Here is a 19,674-nt window from a genome sequence, read left to right on the forward strand (position 1 = left end):
AGCGAGATTAGAAATCCGTGCGGATGCCACCACCGATGGTATGGCCCGACGATAAATTGCTGGCACGATCGCCCAGTACGGCCGCGTAAATATCCGTGCTTTTTGACAGCGGATAGTCATAACCGACCGACCAAGTGTTACGCGATACGCCGCTTTCGCCGGTGCTCTTCGAGTACGCATCCGAGGCGAGTATTTTGCCGAAGCCCACTGGAATCGACGTACCCAGTTGGCCCGTATTGATCCCGACATCACCGGTCAGGATGGAATCCCAGACGTGTTGATATTGACCGAAGATCTTGAACACGCCAAAGTCATAGGAGAGGCCCGTTGACGCCACCGATTGCGTCGTCATGCCGGGAAGGACCGTGCTGAGGTCCCCCGGATTGATGTTGAACTTGATCTGCTGCCAGACGGCCGATGCTGAGAGTGGCCCCTGGTTGTAGGCCAACTGACCACTCCATTTATTCTGCCCCAGATGGCCCGTATCGCCACCGAGCACATACATGGCTTTGCCAGTCAGGCCATTCACTATCGGCGCGGTATAAAGTACGCTGTTGGACCATTCGCCACCGTTACCCGAAACCCCCTGACCGTTTACCGCGACATAAGTTTGGATCACGATCGGCGAGAAGATGAAGGAATTGAAAAATGGATTGAAATAAATCGTCGAGAACCACAAGGGGGGAGGAATCTGTCCGAGCGTCAGCGCACCCCAGGAACCCCGTACCCCAACCCACGCGTTGCGCGAGAAGAAGCCGTCGCCCGCGAAGCGGCCATAGGTGCCGTTCTGAATATTGAAATAACTCTCCAAGTCGAAAATCACGCTATTGCCGCCGCCCAGATCTTCAGTGCCGCGTATTCCCCAGTACGAAGCCGTCATGCCGCCGTTGCCGACCAAGACGGCGGTCGGGCCTCCCAGCGCCTTTTTCTCGCCTCCCCATGCATCGATCTGGCCGTACATTTGCACGCTGGATTGAGCCAGCGCCGCGCCGCTTACAAGGGCTGTGCCCATGATGATCGCTTGCAGGACTTTTCGTAGTCTCGTCTTCATTATTGTCTCCGATCGTTGTAATGTTTTATTTAGGATTTTGTAATTAGGAATGCAAAATTAATGTGTCAATTTGAAAGCGCTACGCCTGCGTTACGGTTGGGATTCCGGTTGGGACTGGAGCGGCCGTTCGAACTTCATACGGCGTTCCCGGTACCTGTCTAACGCCGTTGCACATTTTGGTTCGTCGCGGCCGCCGACGCCACTGGGCTATTTTTTAGCGCAGAGCAACGCATGCAGGACAACCAGGGTGACCCCTCCAGAGATCACTGGCTGCTGAAGCACCAACTGCAGCATCAAAGGCATGGTGTGCAGCACATCGGGTGCAATGAATAAGCCCCCGAGTCCGACGAGAAACGCCAGGCCGGTGCAGATAAGCTGCCTGTCGTCCCACTCGACCTGCGCCAGAATGTGGACGCCATGCATGAAAACGATGCCGAACAAAAGAGTAGCGGCTGCCGAGATCACCGGTAACGGAACCACTACCAGCAGCATGTCGAACTTGACGCAGCCGCCGAGGATGATCAGGAACAAGCCTGCGGTCAGTGTCACATAGCGTGAGCCGACCCGCGTGGCGCGCAGTATGCCGATATTGTCGGGATAGGCTATCGTGCTGAACCCGCCGCATACAGCGGCGACCACGGAGCCGAGGGCGACTCCGAATAACCCTTCCGACATCCGACCGGACGTGAGCGATTCGCTGCCCCATTCCGCCACTGTTTGATATAGCGCCATCGATCCCATGCCTGCCGGAATCAGTACCAGCAGAAATACAATCACCAGGTCCGCACGAACACCGAAGCCAAACGGGAATAGGTGAGGCACGACAAGAATCGGCGCGCTTGCGACCGCCGCGAAGGAAATCGGGACGAATAGCGTGTAGCACAGCGTCCCCAGAGCCAGACCAATCAAGATCGCGCCACGGCGTAGTCGCCGGCCACCCCACAACATCGCGCCGATAATAGCCGCCACGGCGACTGCGCCTGACAACAGATTGACGCCCGGAAAGCCGGCACTGGCGCGCGTGCCTATCCAGGTCGGCAATGCCACGCTGGCGATCTGGATCATGATCAGCATCACAATCATGCCGGAGATGATGGGCACCCGGATGTAGCGGGCAAAGATGCCGACGAAGCTACGTCCGCGAATCGGCACGGTGAGTACGCACCAAATCAGCGAGGCGACGAAGAATGAACCGTAGGCCGTGCCGAGTCCGCCGCTCTGGAGATGGCCGACAGCCAACAAGGCTCCGAAACTGCCGGCGTACGGACCTTGTGCGATCGGCAAGCGCAACAGCCATACCGATTGCAGCACAGTAATGATTCCGCACACGATGAAGGTCATGCCGTAGACGTAGGCGATCTGTTCGGGCGGTAGGTTGAATGCTCGGCCGAGAATGCCGGGGAATACAAACATGCCGGTCATGCCGAACACGTTCTGCAGCGCAAGCAGGATGAGTTGTGAGCCGGGGAGTTTTTCGTTGATGCCGACGTCGAAAATACGCTCGGGCGCCACGCGCGCGGTTTTGCTCGCGCCTGCGGGGTGAGACTGGCTTGTATTCACGCTCAAAGTGGTTCCACTATGGTCAAAGCTGATTAAAAGAACCGCGACCGGTCATCGCGTGGCGTCTATTTTCAATCCCCCAGCGGCAGGCCTTTGGTTTCAGGCCCGAACCAGATGGCTATCATCCCAACGATAAACAGCAGCGAAATCGCCGCCGAAGCGGTGGGGAAAGAGCCGAACCGAGCGACTACGACGGTGCCTGCCAACGGGCCAATGCTCGTCAGGGCGCGAGCCATGTTCCAGCAGAAACCTTGACCCGTCGCGCGCACACGCGTCGGAAACAATTCGGGAAGGTAAGCGGCGAAGGTACCGAAGGCGCCGATCACGAAGTAACCGTAGACGGGCATGAACCAAAGGATGTAATCGAGCCGCTTGATCGCGAGGAACAACACCATCGATGCGACGAATGAGCCGACCGAAAAAATGAAATACGACAGTCGACGGCCCAAGGCGTCGAGCATCCAAATCAGCGTCAAGTAGCCGAGCGTGGCGCCGATCATCATCAAGATAAAGGCATAGCTGACAGTAGCGCCGGCGTCCTGGCCACCCGAAGCGGCTACGAATTCATGTATCCAACTGGGTAGGAAGGTCAGGCCTCCCCAGCAACCGAGCATGGCGGCTGAGGCAACGATCACGCCCACGATGGTTTTGCGCCGCAGATCCGATTTGAAGATGCCGAGGAAGGTGCCGAGCGCCGATTCTGCGTCGACTGCATTTCTGACTTTGACCCAACGTTCGGGTTCAGGCACGAAACGCCGGATCAGGATGGTGGCGAGCGCCGGGACCGCACCCATTCCCAATACCCAGCGCCAGCCGAATGGCCCGAGCAGCAGATTGTCGAGTGCGGCGGCAAGAAAACCGAACGCGAACGCCATTTGCATGATCTGCATGGCGCGAGCGCGATGCCGTTCGGGCCAGGTCTCGGCCACCAGAGCGGCGCCAGCAGCCCATTCACCACCGATACCGAAACCCGCGAGCGCTTGGGCGACCGCGAGTTCCGGCCACGATCGCGCGAACGCACTCAATAGCGTGAAGGCGGCGTAAATGAGGATGGTCCACGCCATTACGCGCGAGCGTCCAAGTCGATCGGCCGCAACCCCGAACAGCACGCCGCCGATGCCCCACGTGAGCAATTTGCCCGAAATGATGATGCTGCCGATCTTGCTGATTTCCGCGGCATTGCTGGTGTGCAAAAGCGTGCCGACGCTAGGGACCAAAACGAGCGTAAATACGTTGAGGTCCATCGAATCGAACATCCAGCCCAGAAAGGCCGAAATCAGTGTCAGCCACTGATACTTGGAAAGCCCGATGCCCGGAATCCTCTCTCCCAGCACTGGCGTTCGAATTTCACGCGCTTCGCTCACTATGCCTGCCTCCTTGCCACTAATTTTATTCGCGGGAGGATCCGTCATCGAGTGGGTTCCTCGCGCGCGCTGACACTTTTTGACCTCGTATCATGTCGGCGATTATATGAAGTAATACAATGATATTGCAATACGTATTATCACAATTCCGGCGGAGGGGGGAGAAGGGCGTGGAATGGGGAATGGAACGGAAATGACGGCCGATTGCCAGAACAGGGAGGAGGGCAAGAGAATCGAGCCCTGAGGAGGCCAGCTCCTTACTGCTGGAGCAGCCGTGGCGAACTCAATGGGCGATTACGTATCAAATTCAACTGACGGCGGCAACTGACGGCGCATCCGGAAAGCCGCGCCATCCTGCAACTACCGCTAATAACGCACGATGCCGCTTACGCTGTCAGGGAATGTCAGCGAGAACTTCAACCGCCAATTTCTCGGCTTGCTGCACGTGTCGTTCGCAAGCAAGTGCCGCGGCATCCGGGTCGTTGCGTTTTACCGCTTCGACAATCTCGGCGATCTCTTCGTAGCTTTGTTCGAGTCGACCTGGTTGGGACAGCGTGGTGGCGCGCAGCATCATCACGCGGGTATGCACCAGCCGCAGCATGTCGGTGAGCACCGGATTGGCCGCACCTTCAAGAATGACGTCGTAAAACTTCGCTTTTTGCTTCAAAAAGAGCAGCGTCGCCTCATCGGACTGGTTACTTTTGAGCTTGCGCAGATCTTCGAGTGCGCTGGTCAAAGCCTCCCTCTGTTCGAGCGTAGCGCGCAGAGTAAAGTGACTTCCTGCCAGCGCTTCTAGTGCGGCACGTACCTCATAAAGACCCTTGGCCTCGGTTTGGGTAATGACCGCCACAATCGGACCCTTGTGGGGAATATTCTGAATCAGGCCTTCCGCCACTAGCTGACTGAGTGCCTCGCGGATCAACGTGCGGCTGACGCCGAGCATTTCGCACAGTTCCCGTTCAATCAACCGATCGCCGGGGCGAAAGGTGAGATCCGTAATGCAAAGGCGCAAACCTTCGATTACCTGCTGGCGCAAGGTGGAAACGGGACGAAGAACTTGTCGATTTGTATTCATGCCTGCCTAGTCGTGGAATTGATTGGATCTGTTTTTTTGTATTCGATCATACAATCGTATTGACAAAGTCACGCAGTCCGATCATACTGCCACCTATTATACAATCGTACAACTTCTCTTTCCACCGCATTCGCGAGGTTCTCCATGCAAGAAGTCAATCCGTCGGCCCGCAGGGTCATTGGTGCAAAGATTCGTGAGGAAGTGCTGGGCGCCTCTCATACTCGGGCAGGCGGCGACACGCCTCATCTGTTCGAGACGGTATTTCTCGAATTTACCGAGGATTTTTGTTGGGGCAACGTCTGGAATCGGCCGGGCCTGACGCGGGAAGTTCGCAGCATGCTCAATCTCGCGATGCTGGCTTCCATGGGCCGCTGGAATGAGTTTGAAGTGCATACGCGTGGCGCCATCAATAATGGCGTGACCGAAGAGCAGATCTCGGAAGTTTTGCTGCAGGCTGGCGTTTACGCCGGCATCCCGGTGGCGGCAGAAGGCTTGCGCCGCGCCAAGTCGGTGGTTAGCGCGTTGAACGCGAAACACGGTAAAGAAGCTTCGGCAGGCTAATAAAAGCGGCGTCGTCGAGTCAGCTAATCGACGATGGATTGCCCCTTCCCCGTGACATCTTTTTGTCGCCAGCATTTGTACTACGAACATCATGCCCTCTCCCATGTTCACTGAAGTCCCTGCGGGCCGCATTGCTTATTCCAGGCAGGGTAGCGGTCCCGTTCTCGTGTTGCTCCATCCGATTGGCGTTGATCGGACCTGGTGGAGCGATTATGTGCGCGACTGGCAATCGTCCTACGATGTCATAGCCATCGATTTTCGCGGTCATGGTGATTCCAGTCCGATCACCGCGCCGATTACCTTGTCCGAACATGCGGACGACGTGATTGCCGTGCTACAGCAAGAAGGTGTCGCTGCTGCCCACTTGATAGGCGTCTCGATGGGCGGCATGGTGGCCCAGTGCGTGGCTATCAAGGCACCTGAGCGGGTTGCCTCGCTCATCTTGTGTGCGACCGCAGGCGCATTTCCCGAAGCGGTACGCCCGCGCATCCTGGCACGCGGCGATCTGCACCGCGCAGGTTCGATGTCGGAAGTGGTGGCCGACACTATCTCGCGCTGGTTTCACCCGGAAAGCGCTCGCCCGGATTTGGTCGAGCGCTGTCGTGTCCGGTTGCTGGCCGATGATTGGTATAGCTGGAGCGCGAGTTGGGCCGCTATTTCCCAATTGGACAATCTGGCGCAGCTTGTCAATGTCACGGTGCCGGCGCTGGTAGTGGCGGGCGACGCCGACGCCAGTATTCCTGTTGCGGTATCGCAGCAAATTGCCGACGCCCTGGCCGCCGCAAAATTCGTGTCGATTCCAGGTGCGACACACTTCGGGGCTTTCGAAATGCGTGATCTTTTCACACCGATCTTCGACGAGTTTCTTGCAAGCGTCGCGCGCTGAACGGCTTTTCGTGCGCGCCGAGCCTGCGAAAGAACCGGCGAAATAGCCGGCGCGCACAACCCAACATCAGGATGGCATAGGCAAGCCGTACCACCATCCCAAGGAGACAATATGGCAATCACTATTCGCTCCTCATTCAACGTCGACGCGAAACCGGCGGATGCATGGCGTTCGCTGATCGATATCGAATTCTCCGCGCCGTGCTTCCCGGGCGCTGAGCTCAAAGAAAAGCAAGAAGACGGCAGTTATAAAGGCGCGTTCTCCGTCAAATTGGGGCCGCTGACATTCAAGTTTGCCGGCAAATTCAAGATCGCCGAGCAAGACGACGCAACCCGCACGGCGGTGGTTACGGCCAGCGGCACCGATACGAAAGGGCGCGGCGGCGCTGACGCTAATATTCAGGTCAGTGTCCACGATCAGGAAGGCAAGACGCGCGTCGATGTTGTGTCGGACGTGAACTTGTCGGGCACGGTCGCGCAATACGGTCGTGGATCCAGCATGATCGAGGCCTTGTCCCAACAATTGCTTAACCAGTTCTCCAAGAATCTGACAGCGCAAATCGAAGCCTCGTCGGCGCCCGCCGAAGTCGATGCGAGTCTGTCGTCACAACCGATAGGTACCGGTGGGGACACTGCCGCGGCCGGTGCGCAACCTGCACCGCCGGTTCAAACCCGCCGTGTGTCCGCCCCCGTAGCCCCGCTCGATGCCGGCTCGCTGGTGCGCCAGGCATTGTGGCAATCGATCCGAAATTTCTTCGCACGGTTATTCGGCGCCCGGCAGTCGCGCTGATGGCGTCGGGCGATGTCGCGGTCGCATCGCGGCCCAATGGGAGCATGAATGAAACCAACTGAATTTGAATATCACGCGCCGCAGTCGCTCGACGAAGCCGTTGGGTTGCTGGCCACGTTAGAGGACGCCAAGTTGTTGGCGGGCGGCCAATCGCTGATGCCGATGATGAATTTCCGGTATCTGATGACGAGCCATCTGATCGATTTGAATGGCGTTGCGGCATTGATCGGCGTCGAAGAGAAGGACGGGCGGCTGCATATCGGCAGCATGACGCGTCAACGCGATATCGAACTCTCCCCCCTCATTGCGCAGCACGCGCCGCTGATACGCGAGGCCTACAGCCTGGTGAGCCACAAGCAGATCCGCAATCGCGGCACCTATGGGGGCGCCCTGTGCCAGCTCGATCCTTCGTCGGAGCAGCCATGCTTTACCGCTGCGCTCGACGGCGTGTTATCGATCGCGAAGCAGGAAGGCGGGCGCTTGCAATTGCGCGAGTTGCCGATGAGCGATTGGGCACAAATGTATATGACGCCAGCGCTGGAAGAGGGCGAATTGCTGGCGGGCGTTTCGCTCGAGATCTGGCCGCAGGGGCACGGGTACGCGTTCGAGGAATTCGCGCGGCGTCATGGCGACTACGCCATCGTCGGTGTGGCCGCGCTTTGCACGGCCGATGCGCAGGGGCGGCTTGACCGGGTAGCGTTGGCCGTGTGTGGCGTCGGCCCGGGTCCCGTGCGACTGCTGGAAACCGAGGCGGCATTGCTGGGCCGCCCGATGGATGAGGCGGCAATTCGCGTGGCCAGCGACGCGGCGCGCCAGCTTGAGGTGATGTCGGATGCGCATATCAGTTCCGACTATCGACAGCATCTTGCTGGCACGCTGACCGAGAGAGCGCTGCGAACTGCATTTTCACGTGTGGGTCAGCAGTCGCACGGGCAATCAAATCGGCAGTCATAGGGGGTAGGGAAATGGACAGCATAAAAGTCAAAACCGTGGTGAACGGCGTCGCCTATGAGCGGCAAGTCGAACCACGTCGCATGCTTGGCGATTTTCTGCGCCACGATCTGAATCTGACCGGCACTCACTATGGCTGCGAGCATGGCGTATGCGGCGCATGTACCGTGCTGCTCGACGGCCGTACCGCACGCGCTTGCCTCACGCTCGCCGTGCAGGTCGATGGTCATACGTTGACCACGGTGGAAGGGTTGGCCGCCGCGGACGGCACGCTTAACGAACTGCAAAACGCGTTCAGGGAGTGTCATGCGTTGCAGTGCGGCTTTTGCACGCCGGGCATGCTGATGACGTTGACCGAACTGCTCAACGAAACCAACGATCCGAGCGAAGCGGAAATCCGCGAGGCGATCACCGGCAATCTCTGTCGTTGTACCGGCTACCAGCCGATCGTCGCGGCAGCGCTCCTGGCGGCGAAGCGTCTTCGCCATGCAGGGTCGGGCGTTCCCGAAACGCAATCTCACTCGGCGGAGTAACTCAATGGATATTTCCGATCTCAAAGGCGTTGCCACCACGGATACGACCTACATCGGCAAGCGCGTGATCCGCAGCGAGGACGACAAGCTGCTGAAGGGCCAGGGCTCCTACGTCGACGACCTGCATTTGGTCGATATGCTGCACGGTGCCGTTTTGCGCAGCCCTCATGCGCACGCCATGATCCTCTCAATCGACTGTACTGCCGCGAAGGCGCTCAAGGGTGTGCATGCGGTGTACGTGCATGCCGACCTGCCCAAGCGCGCCCAGGGGCGCGCGCCGTCGATGCTGCCTAATCCTGCGATTCGGCTGGACCGTGCGCAGGAGATACTTTCTTCGAAAGAAGTGACCTTCGCCGGCGAGGGCGTAGCCTTCGTTGTGGCTGATAGCCGTTACATTGCCGAAGACGCATGCGCCTTGATCGAAGTCGAGTACGAGCCGTTGCCGGCCGTCGCCGACTGTCGCGCCGGTCTGCTCGCCGGCTCGCCCCTTTGCCACAGCGATGCCAAGGACAATATCGCGGCACATATCAACATCGGCTTCGGCGATGTGGATGCGGCCTTCCGCGATGCGCCTCATGTGGTAGAGGCGACCTACTGGCAGAACCGGGGTTCCGCGCACCCGATGGAGACGCGCGGTTACGTGGCCGAGTTTCATCAGGCCACGGAGCAGCTCACGGTGTGGTCGTCCGGGCAGGCGCCGCATCACGAGAAGAAAAACCTGGTTGAACTGCTGGAATGGGATCCGGAACGCTTGCGCGTCATCATGAACGATGTAGGCGGTGGCTTCGGTCCCAAACTGCCGTTTTATCCGGAAGAGGCGTTGGTGGCCTTGGCGGCGGTGGCACTGAAGCGTCCCGTCAAGTGGATCGAAGACCGTAGAGAGCATTTTCTGTCGGTCACCCAGGAACGCGATCAATGGTGGACGGTTGGCCTCGCTCTCGATAGCGACGGCAAGATTCGCGGCATGCGACTGAACATGATTCACGACAACGGTGCGTTTTTGCCGTGGGGCGTAATTACGCCTTATATCTCGATCACGACGACACCTGGCCCTTATGTGATCCCGGCGATGAGCGCCGACCTTGATGTGGTGTTCACCAACAAATGCGCGACGTCGCCGGTACGCGGCGCGGGTCGGCCGCAAGCCGTGTTCGCGATGGAACGAATTCTCGACAAGGCTGCCCGAGAGATCGGCATGGACCGCGCGGAACTGCGCCGTCGCAATCTGATTCAAAGCGCGCAGATGCCTTACGACGTCGGCTTTATCTATCGTGATGGCAAGCCGCTCAAATACGACAGCGGCGACTATCCCGCCTGCCAGCAGGCGGCACTTGAGCGCGCCGATTATGAAGGCTTTGCTGCCCGCAAGGCCGAGGCCCGCAAGCAGGGACGCTTCATTGGGATCGGCATGGGCAGTTATGTCGAAGGTACCGGCATGGGTCCATTTGAAGGTGCGACGGTACGGGTGCAAAGCAGTGGCCGCATCGCGGTGTTGACCGGTGCCTCGCCCCAGGGCCAAGGCCACAAGACGACATTCGCGCAAATCTGCGCCGAGCAGATGGGCGTGCCGATGGAAAGCATCGACGTGATCACCGGCGACACCTCAGGCATTTCGATGGGGGTAGGTACATTTGCCAGTCGTGCAACGGTCAATGCGGGCAGCTCGATCTACCTTGCGGCGCAACTGGTGCGGGCAAAGCTCATTACGCTGGCGGCGTTCATGTTCAAGTGCGACGAAGCTGAGATCACGCTGACCAACGGCACTGCCGCGCAAAGCACCGTGCCGGGCAAATGCATGACCTACGGCGAACTGGCGAAAATATCCCAGGGCATGCCGGGCTTCTCGTTGCCGGCGGGCTTCACCGCGGGTCTGGAAGAAACCCAGTATTTCGCACCGACGCAGTCCACCTATTGCAATGGCACTGCGGTGGTCGAACTCGAAGTCGATCGCGAGACGGGGCATATCTCGATCCTGAATTACGTGATGGCACACGATTCCGGCAAGTTGATCAACCCCATGATCGTCGATGGCCAGGTGATCGGGGCGGTCGCGCACGGCATTGGCAATGCCACGCTCGAGTGGATGCAATACGACGAAAACGCCCAACCGACCACGACCAACTTCGGCGAGTATTTGCTGCCGATGGCGACCGACGTGCCCAACATCGACATCGTCCACCTCGAGACGCCGTCGCCGCTGAACCCGCTCGGCGTCAAGGGCGCCGGCGAGGGCGGCACGATACCGGCGGCGGCGGCTATCGTGGCCGCTATCGAAGATGCCTTGTCCGAATACGGCGTCGAATTCACGGAATCGCCGCTCGTGCCACAGCGGGTGTTCCAGAAACTCAAGGAAGCCGGCGCCTTCGATCGAGCGCCGGGCTGATTTTCGCGTCGATGCTTGCGCCGACCTCGATCGGCGCGGCCCAGATTCTTTTCTCCTCTCTATTGGTACTACAACCATGACGACTGAATTCACCGCAACGACACATGGCTTCGAACGACGCATCACGCTGTCGCAGCCGCAACTGGGCAACACCTTGTCGCTTGAGGCGATGCGCGCGCTGGCCGCCGAAATTCGCCAAGCGGGCCGCGACGATAACCTGAAGATCATTCGCTTGAATGCCGAGGGCGCTAGTTTCTGTGGCGGTCGTGCGGTAAGCGCACCCCCCGCAAAAGCGCCCACGGCGGCGGAGTATCGTGGCATCGTCACCGAGCCTATCCTCGACGTCTATCGCGCCATGCACGAAAGCCAGATTCCTGTGCTGGCCGAAGTCCAGGGCGATGCCATCGGTTTTGGCTGTGCGTTGGTGGCCGCCTGCGACTTGGCGATCGCAGCGGACAGCGTGCGTTTCAGTTTGCCCGAGTTGCAGAAGAATCTGCCGCCGACGCTCGTGTTGTCGGTGCTGCGTTACAAGGTGCCGCCCAAGGCTGCAGCTCACATGGTTTACCTGACGGATACCATAGACGCGGAAACGGCGAAGGATTGGGGTTTCGTCGCGGAAGTGGTGGGCGCCGACAGCTTGCGCAGTCGCGCCGATGCGATGGTGGCTTCGATCGGGTCGCGCGATCGTGTGGCAATCGCGGCGCTGAAGACGTATTTCCGGGAAATCGTCATCCCCGATTTTTCGCTCGCCAGCGAAGTCGCAGGTTTGAGCTTGGCAGTGGCGATGACGTCCATGCGTCGCGATAAATAAAACTCGGTAAAACTCGCGCAGCATCGCTACCCATGCGATGTGCTTGGCTAAACACCGATAACGTAATCCAGGCCGCCGAGTCGGTGGCGCTTTAAGGAATCGCTAGCAATGACTGAACGAAAAGTAACAGACGCGCCGGGCGCGAAGTCTGACTATGCCGATCTACATGAACATATTGCCCGGCTCGATGCCGCTGGCTTGTTGTACCGGATCGATGAGCCTGTCAACAAAGACACCGAGATGCACCCGCTGGTGCGTTGGCAATTCCGTGGTGGCATCCCGGAAGCCGAGCGTAAGGCTTTCCTGTTCACCAATGTGGTCGACAGCAAAGGCCGTCGCTACGACATTCCAGTGATGGTCGGCGGCATTGCGGCGAACCCGGAGATCTACCGCATCGGCATGAACGTGCCTAAGGTCAGCGATATCGGCGCCGCTTGGACCCACGCGATCGCCAACCCAATCCCGCCACAAATCGTGGAAACCGGTCCGGTGCACGACATCGTGATCGAGGGCAAGGATCTCGAAGGGCCCGGCAACGGTCTCGAGTCGCTGCCACTGCCGATTTCCACGCCGGGCTTCGACGCAGCGCCTTATATGACCATGACGGGCGTGATTTCGCGCGATCCCGAGACGGGCGTGCAAAATATGGGCACGTATCGCGGTCACCTCAAATCCGCGACCCGGCTTGGCATGATGATGCTGGTCAACTTGCGTGCGGGCGGCCTCGACCATTGGCGTAAATTCGCGAAGTCGGGCACCCGGATGCCGGTCGCGATCGTCCTTGGTGCACCGCCCGTTGTGGCGTTCCAGGGACCGCAAAAGCTGCGTCCCGGCGTAGACGAACTGGGCGTGGCGGGCGGCCTGGCCGGCCAGGCCATTCGCGTCGTCAAAGGCCGCACCGTCGACCTGCTGGTGCCAGCCGAGGCGGAAATCGTGGTCGAAGGTTATGTCGACCCGACGTACCTCGAACCGGAAGGCCCCTTTGGCGAAAGCCACGGTTATGTGGCACTCGAAGACTACAACTTGGTCATCGAGGTGACGGCCATCACGCGGCGCCGCGACGCGGTTCTGACCTCGATCATTTCACAGGTGACGCCCTCGGAATCGAGTGTCGTCAAGCGGCTCGCTTATGAGCCGATGTTCCTCAGCCATTTGCGTGACCAGCTTGGCATCCGGGGCATCAAGAAAGTCGCGTTGCACGAGCCCCTGACCAACTTGCGCCGTTTTGTGTTCTTGCAATTCGAGCGTGGCACGCCGCGCAGCGAAGTCTGGCGTGCGCTTTACGGCACGATGTCGCTGCAAGCCGCGATCGGCAAGTTCGTTATCGCCATAGACGATGACATCGATCCCGATAACGCGGATGCGATTTTCTGGGCGATGGGTTATCGCTGTAATCCGGTTGAGGACGTGAAAATCATCCCCTATCGGGAGCAGGGCCACGGACCACGTTCTGACCATGCGTCGGGACTTGATTCGGCCATGCTGGTCGACGCGACGATGAAGGCGCCGATGCCGCCGCTGGCGTTGCCCAAGAAGGAATTCATGGAAAACGCGAAAGTGTTGTGGGAACGGCTCGGCCTACCTGCCTTGAAGCCAGAGATGCCGTGGTACGGGTATTCGCTGGGCGACTGGACGGAAGAGTGGGATCGCAATGCCGAGCAGGCGACCAAGGGCGAGTGGATGCAGCGTGACGCTTCGTACCAGGCGCGCCGCCGCACGGCCGTAGAGCCGAACTCTCCGGTGCGGGGAATTGAAGGGAGTGACAATGACTGAAACCGCACCACGGCGTCTGGTGGTCGGGATCACGGGTGCCTCGGGCGTGATCTACGGCATCCGTGCGCTGGAACTGCTGGCAAAGGCGGGCATAGAAACTCATCTTGTGATCAGCAAGGCCGCCGAACTGACGATGGCTCACGAGACTGACTTCAAACCCAAGGACATTCGCGAGCTGGCATCGGTTTCGTATGCCGCGGCTGACATCGGCGCGGCCATTTCGTCGGGGTCGTTTCGCACCATGGGCATGCTGATCGTGCCGTGTTCGATCCGCACCATGAGCGAGCTTGCCACCGGTGTGACCAGCTCGCTGGTCAGCCGCGCGGCGGATGTGGCGCTCAAGGAGCGGCGGCGCGTAGTGCTCGGTGTCAGGGAAACGCCGCTTCATGGCGGGCACCTGCGCACCTTGGTGCAGTTGTCCGACATGGGCGCCGTGATTGCACCGATCGTGCCGGCGTTCTACGCGCGGCCGCAGTCGCTGGACGACATCATCAACCATACGGTGGGCCGGCTACTCGATTTGTTCGATATCGATGCCGGGGTGGTGCGGCGATGGAAGCAAGACACGCAGGCGTAGCGCGCTAACGGCAATGTAGGCGAAGCGCACCCCGAGCGTGCGCCGCAACTATCAGGGATCCACCGATGCAATTCATATCAACGTTAAGAGACGCAGTACTGCTTCGTCACGACGCATTTATCGACGGGCAATGGGTCGGCGCGCAGAATGGGGCCGCCTTTACGGTGACCGACCCGGCATCAGGCGAAGTATTGGGATCGGTGCCGCTCATGGGCCAACAAGAAACCCGACTGGCCATCGAGGCAGCCGAGGCCGCGTGGCCGGCATGGCGCGCGAAAACCGGCCACCAACGCGCGGCTATTCTGCGTCGCTGGTACGAGTTGATGCTGGAAAATACCGATGACCTGGCCCGTATCATCAGCGCCGAGCAAGGCCGCCCGCTCGCCGAAGCAAAAGGTGAAATCGTCTACGCGGCTTCGTTTCTCGAGTGGTTCGCCGAGGAAGCCAAGCGCGTCAAGGGCGATACGCTGGCGTCCCCCGCGTCGGACAAGCGTATGTTCGTTTTGAAAGAACCCATCGGCGTTTGCGCCGCCATCACGCCGTGGAATTTCCCGGTTGCCATGATTACGCGCAAGGTCGGACCTGCGCTGGCGGCCGGCTGTCCCATCGTCGTCAAGCCAGCCGAGGCGACGCCGTTTTCCGCACTGGCGCTGGCTGTGTTGGCCGAGCGCGCGGGCGTGCCGCCGGGCGTGTTCAATGTCGTGACCGGTGAGCCCAAAGCCATTGGAATGGAGATGACCGGCAACCCCACGGTCCGAAAGTTTTCGTTTACGGGCTCGACACCGGTCGGCCGGCTACTGATGGCGCAATGCGCACCGACCGTCAAGAAGGTGTCACTCGAATTGGGCGGCAATGCCCCGTTCATCGTCTTCGACGATGCCGACGTGGACGCGGCAGTTGCCGGCGCCATCGCGTCGAAATACAGAAACAGTGGTCAAACCTGTGTATGTACCAACCGGTTCTACGTCCATGAACGCGTCTACGACACGTTCTCGGAGAAGTTGGCTCACGCTGTCGCCCAATTGAAGGTGGGCCGCGGTACTGACGCTGGCGTCGAGGTCGGACCGCTGATCAACGAAGCTGCCGTGGCGAAGGTCGAGGCCCATATCCAGGATGCAGTAGAGCAAGGTGCGCGTATCTTGACCGGGGGTAATCGCCATGCGCTTGGCCACGGCTTCTTCGAACCCACGGTGCTTAAGGGCGCGACAGCCGCCATGCGCATTGCCAGCGAAGAGACGTTCGGTCCGGTTGCAGCCATTTTTAAATTTTCGGATGACGCTGAAGTGGTTCGCTTGGCTAATGCGACAGAGTCCGGGCTCGCATCCTATTTCTATAGCCGCGACATCGGGCGGGTATGGCGTATCGCGGAGGCACTCGAATATGGCATGGTCGGCATCAATACCGGCCTCTTGTCCAATGAGGTCGCGCCGTTCGGTGGCGTCAAGCAGTCGGGGTTGGGGCGAGAAGGGTCCCACTTCGGCATGGACGACTATCTCGTGATCAAATATCTTTGCGTCGGGTCGATCTGACGGTGGAGCCCCACGTCGCGCTGAGGAAATGATGGAAAGCGAAGATCTCGAAGTTCTCAAGTCCAGCGTGCGCTGGCTTGAACTTGGGCATCGCGTGTTGCTGGTCACCGTGGTCAAAACGTGGGGTTCGTCACCACGCCCCGAAGGTGCCATGCTCGCGATACGCGATGATGGCATTGTGGTGGGCTCGGTGTCGGGGGGCTGCATTGAAGACGACTTGATCGATCGAGTGCGCCGGCTTGGTATTGAGCAAACTCGCCCCAGTTGCGTCAAGTACGGGATTACCGCGGAAGAGGCGCACCGCTTTGGTCTGCCGTGCGGGGGCACGATCCAACTGGTGCTCGAACCCTTAACGCAAGCAAGCCGTATCGAACAACTGTGGGCAGCTGCGCAGGCCGGCATGTTGGTCGCGCGCGAACTCGATATGAAGAGTGGCGCCGTCGCCCTCTATCCCGCCTCAGGGACCAGCGGCGTCGATTTTGACGATGAGCGGCTGGTGACGATTCATGGCCCGCAGTTTCGGCTGCTCGTGATCGGGGCTGGACAGTTGTCGCGTTATTTGTGTCACATAGCGGTGGGCCTGGGTTACCAGGTGACCATCTGCGATCCGCGTGAAGAATATACGGAAGCCTGGGACGCACCCGGCATGCAGATCGTGCGTACGATGCCAGACGACACCGTGCTCGACATGAAGCTTGACGAGCGTTCTGCTGTGATAGCGCTGACTCATGATCCCAAGCTCGACGACCTGGCGTTGATGGAAGCACTAAAGACGCCGGCTTTTTACGTCGGGGCGCTGGGTTCCCGCCGCAATAATGAAGTGCGGCGCGAACGACTCAAGGAATTCGATTTGAGCGACGCGCAACTCGCGCGTTTGCATGGGCCGGTCGGTATTTATATCGGCAGTCGCACCCCTGCGGAGATTGCGGTGTCGATCCTCGCCGAGGTCACCGCAGCGAAGAACGGCGTCAGCTTGCCTGCGCTATTGCAAGTCCGGGATGCCAAAGCGGCGCTTGAAATTGAAGCGGATAGCAATGCATCGGATTGCGGCCTGTATTCTTCCAGCCCGTGGGTGGAAAAGACGGCAGCCTGAGGTTCTGGGAGTTTGCCGCGGGTCCCCCTCTTCTCGGAGGGGAGATTTCCTCACTGTAGCGCGACATCAGCTCCGCGAGCGCAAGGGATGCGCGCGGGTGACAATGGTCATTGTGCGAGCGCGTCGCTTACGGGTTTCCGTTTATCTCATAAATACATAAGACCATGCGAAAATCGAAAAGCACAGTTTCATAGACAACCTAATATTCCAAGAGGCAGTCGTTGATAAAACTATCGATCGTACCCGCCGGGATCTCGCAGCTTGCTGCCATCGTGCTGCTCGCCATCCCCGCTGCCGTGCTGGCTCAATCGATCACGCTGCCGATCCACCAACAGGCCATGCCGGACGGCCAGATCCGCTACTCCACGCCAATTTCCATCGCGCACGGTCCCACCATCGAGGCCATGATAGACACCGGCTCAGTGGGCCTGCGCGTTCTCGCGGCAGCCGACCCTGGCGCGATGAGTAATCCTGCATCGACCAACCCACCTACTGAAAGCCGCTACGGCTACGGCAGCGGCGTCTCGCTCAACGGGGCCGACATCCAGGATGACGTTACCGTCGGTCGAACGAGCCATATCGCGTTCCAGTTAGTCAAGGAGGTCGGTTGCTTGCCCAGGCATCCACAATGCCCCGCTTCACGCCTCGACCCGGCCGATTACCGAATCGGCGGCAATGGTGCGCCACGTGCGGGCTATATGGCGATCCTGGGCATAGGCGCACCGCACGGCAATGGCGCGCGCCTGGAAAATCCCCTGCGCGCCCTTGGGTACAGCAACTGGACAGTCGAGTTGCCGCGTCCGGGCGACGTTGAGCCAGGGCGACTGACCTTGTATGCGTCACCTGTGACGCTTGCCGACATTACGCCGCTCACCTCCGATGCCTTCGGCCGCGTACAAGGGTGTCTGACAAAAAGTGGCGACGCGCAGCCTGTTTGTGCATTAATGGCGTTCGATACCGGCGCGCCCGGTGTGGTGATACACAGCCCCGACATCGATACGCCCAGTTCGTGGCCCGTAGGCACTACAGCCACACTAGGCTTCGCGAATACCGCCTTGCCGAAAATCGAGTTCGTATCGGGCCCGCCTGGGGCCGTGACCTACGTGGGATGGCGCCCGCCAGAAGGGCGGAGCATCGAGGTCATCGCAAGCGGAACGCTCGTCTACTTCTACTACGTTTTTTTATACGATTCCAACGGGCGCGTGGTCGGGGCCGGCCCGAGATCGACGGGTTAAGCCATGTCACCGTATCGTCAAGGTGCTGACTCCCTCCGAGTTGATTGCCGTGGCCGGACGCAACTGAAGAGCCAGATCAACGCCGATAAGTAAGACACATAAGGCACATAAGGCGCATCGAGCCGCCGCGCTGCCGTTCGCGTCCTAGGGTTTTTTTCCAATTGACATGAGAAAGTGGCCACATTAGTCTTTGCGAATACATTATATTGGATCCAATTTAACAGTCCTAGGTTTCTGATCGGTCCCGATATCCGGGCCGCGCCGCACAACTTAAAGGAGTAGCAATGGACCGTAGAAAGTTCGTGACACTGAGTAGTGCAGCGCTTGCGCTCGCGCCGTGGGCCCGGTCAAGTTGGGCGCAGCAAGGGGTTTTCCGGATCGGTTCATTGAACCCGATCACCGGTGCCGGTTCGCCATACGGCACCGGCATGCTGAAGGCGATCCAGATCGGTGCCGCTGAAGTCAACGATGCCGGCGGCGCGGGCGGTGTGAAGCTGGAAGTGTATGCGGAGGATTCGCAGACCAGCCCGCAGGCCGCGGTGCTTGGCGCGAAGAAGCTGATCGGCGTGAACCAGATTCGAGCAATGCTGGGCGTATGGAGCTCGGGCGAGTCGCTCGCGGTGATCCCGTTGACCAACGATGCCGACATCATCCTCATGAATACATCGGGCGCTCCCGCGCTGAGCGGGCCGCCGGTCAACGCGAAGCTGTTGAGCTTCCGGCTACAGGCGACCAACGACCGCTTCGGTCGTGCGTTCGCGCAGGTCGCGAAGCGGGAGGGTTTCAAACGCCCGGCCTTGATGGCGTTCAACAATGCGTCGGGCATTGGCAATACCGAAGGTTTTCGCAAGGCATGGGAGGCGCAGGGCGGCAAGATTGTCGCCAGCGTCGTGTACGAACCGAATCGTCCTACTTACCGCTCCGAAGTGCAGCAGGTGTTGCGCGCCAATCCCGACGTAATTGTGACGGGTTCGTATTTGACCGACACCGAGTTGCTGCTGCGTGCCTGGTACGAGACCGGGCAGCCGGTGAAATGGATCGTGCCGGGCTGGGCGGCCGGTCCCGATCTGCTCAAGGCGGTGGGCGCGCAAGTTGCCGAGGGCATGATTTCGGTCGAGTCGATCAGCGACGAGGGCGCACCTTCCTACGAAAGTTTCATCGCACGCTTCTTGCAGCAGACCGGCATGCGCGCACAGGACAACGTCTATGCGACCATGGCGTATGACGAAGTGATCCTGCTCGCGCTCGCGGTGCAGGCGGTCGGCCCGAACGCAACGAGCGCAGTACTGGCCGCGAAAATCCATGAGCTGGGCAATCCGGGGGGCACCGAGGCTTATCGTTACGCGGACGGCAAGAAACTCCTGGCGGCTGGGAAAAAGGTGACGTACGTCGGGGCTTCGAGTCGCCTGAACTTCGATCAATACAACGACGTGACACCGGACTTCTCGGCGTCGTTTGCGCAAAGCGGGCAGTTCGTGCGCAAGTACATCGTGAAGCTGTAGG

General features: G+C 59.7%; 17 protein-coding genes. 13 read left to right on the forward strand and 4 right to left on the reverse strand.

The annotated features are described in order from the left end of the window. Positions 1–7: 7 nt before the first annotated feature. The 4 genes from GSQ77_RS09310 to GSQ77_RS09325 all read right to left on the reverse strand — a co-directional run bounded on the left by GSQ77_RS09310 (position 8) and on the right by GSQ77_RS09325 (position 5,050). Complete coding sequence (locus tag GSQ77_RS09310; protein WP_158901319.1) at positions 8–1,051, reverse strand: porin; 1,044 nt, start codon at positions 1,049–1,051, stop codon at positions 8–10. Positions 1,052–1,258: 207 nt separating this feature from the next. Beyond that, the gene (locus GSQ77_RS09315; protein WP_158902895.1) at positions 1,259–2,611 is read right to left on the reverse strand and encodes a uracil-xanthine permease family protein; all 1,353 of its coding nucleotides are present in this window, start codon (positions 2,609–2,611) and stop codon (positions 1,259–1,261) included. A gap of 71 nt (positions 2,612–2,682) precedes the next feature. Continuing rightward, positions 2,683–4,023 (reverse strand): MFS transporter, encoded by a 1,341-nt coding sequence (locus tag GSQ77_RS09320; protein ID WP_158901321.1) that lies wholly within the window; start codon positions 4,021–4,023, stop codon positions 2,683–2,685. A gap of 346 nt (positions 4,024–4,369) precedes the next feature. Then, positions 4,370–5,050 (reverse strand): GntR family transcriptional regulator, encoded by a 681-nt coding sequence (locus tag GSQ77_RS09325; protein WP_158901323.1) that lies wholly within the window; start codon positions 5,048–5,050, stop codon positions 4,370–4,372. Between the two features lie 144 nt (positions 5,051–5,194). Here GSQ77_RS09325 and GSQ77_RS09330 point away from each other — a divergent pair, with 144 nt between their 5' ends. From GSQ77_RS09330 to GSQ77_RS09390, 13 genes are all read left to right on the forward strand, one after another. Next, the gene (locus GSQ77_RS09330; RefSeq protein ID WP_158901325.1) at positions 5,195–5,611 is read left to right on the forward strand and encodes a carboxymuconolactone decarboxylase family protein; all 417 of its coding nucleotides are present in this window, start codon (positions 5,195–5,197) and stop codon (positions 5,609–5,611) included. Between the two features lie 91 nt (positions 5,612–5,702). Beyond that, complete coding sequence (locus GSQ77_RS09335) at positions 5,703–6,497, forward strand: alpha/beta fold hydrolase (RefSeq protein ID WP_158901327.1); 795 nt, start codon at positions 5,703–5,705, stop codon at positions 6,495–6,497. A 111-nt stretch (positions 6,498–6,608) separates the two neighbouring features. After that, complete coding sequence (locus tag GSQ77_RS09340; protein WP_158901329.1) at positions 6,609–7,286, forward strand: SRPBCC family protein; 678 nt, start codon at positions 6,609–6,611, stop codon at positions 7,284–7,286. A gap of 48 nt (positions 7,287–7,334) precedes the next feature. Then, a complete protein-coding gene (locus tag GSQ77_RS09345) occupies positions 7,335–8,240 on the forward strand; it encodes a xanthine dehydrogenase family protein subunit M (RefSeq protein ID WP_158901331.1) in 906 nt (301 codons plus the stop codon). A gap of 11 nt (positions 8,241–8,251) precedes the next feature. Then, positions 8,252–8,770, forward strand: a complete 519-nt coding sequence (locus tag GSQ77_RS09350) for a (2Fe-2S)-binding protein (protein ID WP_158901333.1) — start codon at positions 8,252–8,254, stop codon at positions 8,768–8,770. 4 nt (positions 8,771–8,774) lie between these two features. Further along, on the forward strand, positions 8,775–11,153 hold the full coding sequence (locus GSQ77_RS09355; RefSeq protein ID WP_158901336.1) for a xanthine dehydrogenase family protein molybdopterin-binding subunit: 2,379 nt from the start codon (positions 8,775–8,777) through the stop codon (positions 11,151–11,153). A 76-nt stretch (positions 11,154–11,229) separates the two neighbouring features. Further along, complete coding sequence (locus GSQ77_RS09360) at positions 11,230–11,964, forward strand: enoyl-CoA hydratase/isomerase family protein (RefSeq protein WP_158901338.1); 735 nt, start codon at positions 11,230–11,232, stop codon at positions 11,962–11,964. A 108-nt stretch (positions 11,965–12,072) separates the two neighbouring features. Continuing rightward, on the forward strand, positions 12,073–13,737 hold the full coding sequence (locus tag GSQ77_RS09365) for a UbiD family decarboxylase (RefSeq protein ID WP_158901340.1): 1,665 nt from the start codon (positions 12,073–12,075) through the stop codon (positions 13,735–13,737). Continuing rightward, a complete protein-coding gene (locus tag GSQ77_RS09370) occupies positions 13,730–14,314 on the forward strand; it encodes a UbiX family flavin prenyltransferase (protein WP_158901342.1) in 585 nt (194 codons plus the stop codon). Before GSQ77_RS09365 ends, GSQ77_RS09370 begins: the two co-directional genes overlap by 8 nt. A 65-nt stretch (positions 14,315–14,379) precedes the next feature. Continuing rightward, positions 14,380–15,843 (forward strand): NAD-dependent succinate-semialdehyde dehydrogenase, encoded by a 1,464-nt coding sequence (locus tag GSQ77_RS09375; RefSeq protein ID WP_158901344.1) that lies wholly within the window; start codon positions 14,380–14,382, stop codon positions 15,841–15,843. Positions 15,844–15,874: 31 nt separating this feature from the next. Next, positions 15,875–16,936 (forward strand): XdhC family protein, encoded by a 1,062-nt coding sequence (locus tag GSQ77_RS09380; RefSeq protein WP_158901347.1) that lies wholly within the window; start codon positions 15,875–15,877, stop codon positions 16,934–16,936. A gap of 221 nt (positions 16,937–17,157) precedes the next feature. Continuing rightward, on the forward strand, positions 17,158–18,171 hold the full coding sequence (locus tag GSQ77_RS09385; protein ID WP_158901349.1) for a hypothetical protein: 1,014 nt from the start codon (positions 17,158–17,160) through the stop codon (positions 18,169–18,171). 284 nt (positions 18,172–18,455) lie between these two features. Beyond that, positions 18,456–19,673: an ABC transporter substrate-binding protein gene (locus tag GSQ77_RS09390; protein ID WP_158901351.1), complete on the forward strand. Its 1,218-nt coding sequence runs from the start codon at positions 18,456–18,458 to the stop codon at positions 19,671–19,673. Position 19,674: the final 1 nt, after the last annotated feature.

It is taken from the genome of Burkholderia sp. L27(2015), assembly GCF_009765705.1.
Classification (GTDB): Bacteria; Pseudomonadota; Gammaproteobacteria; order Burkholderiales; family Burkholderiaceae; genus LMUX01.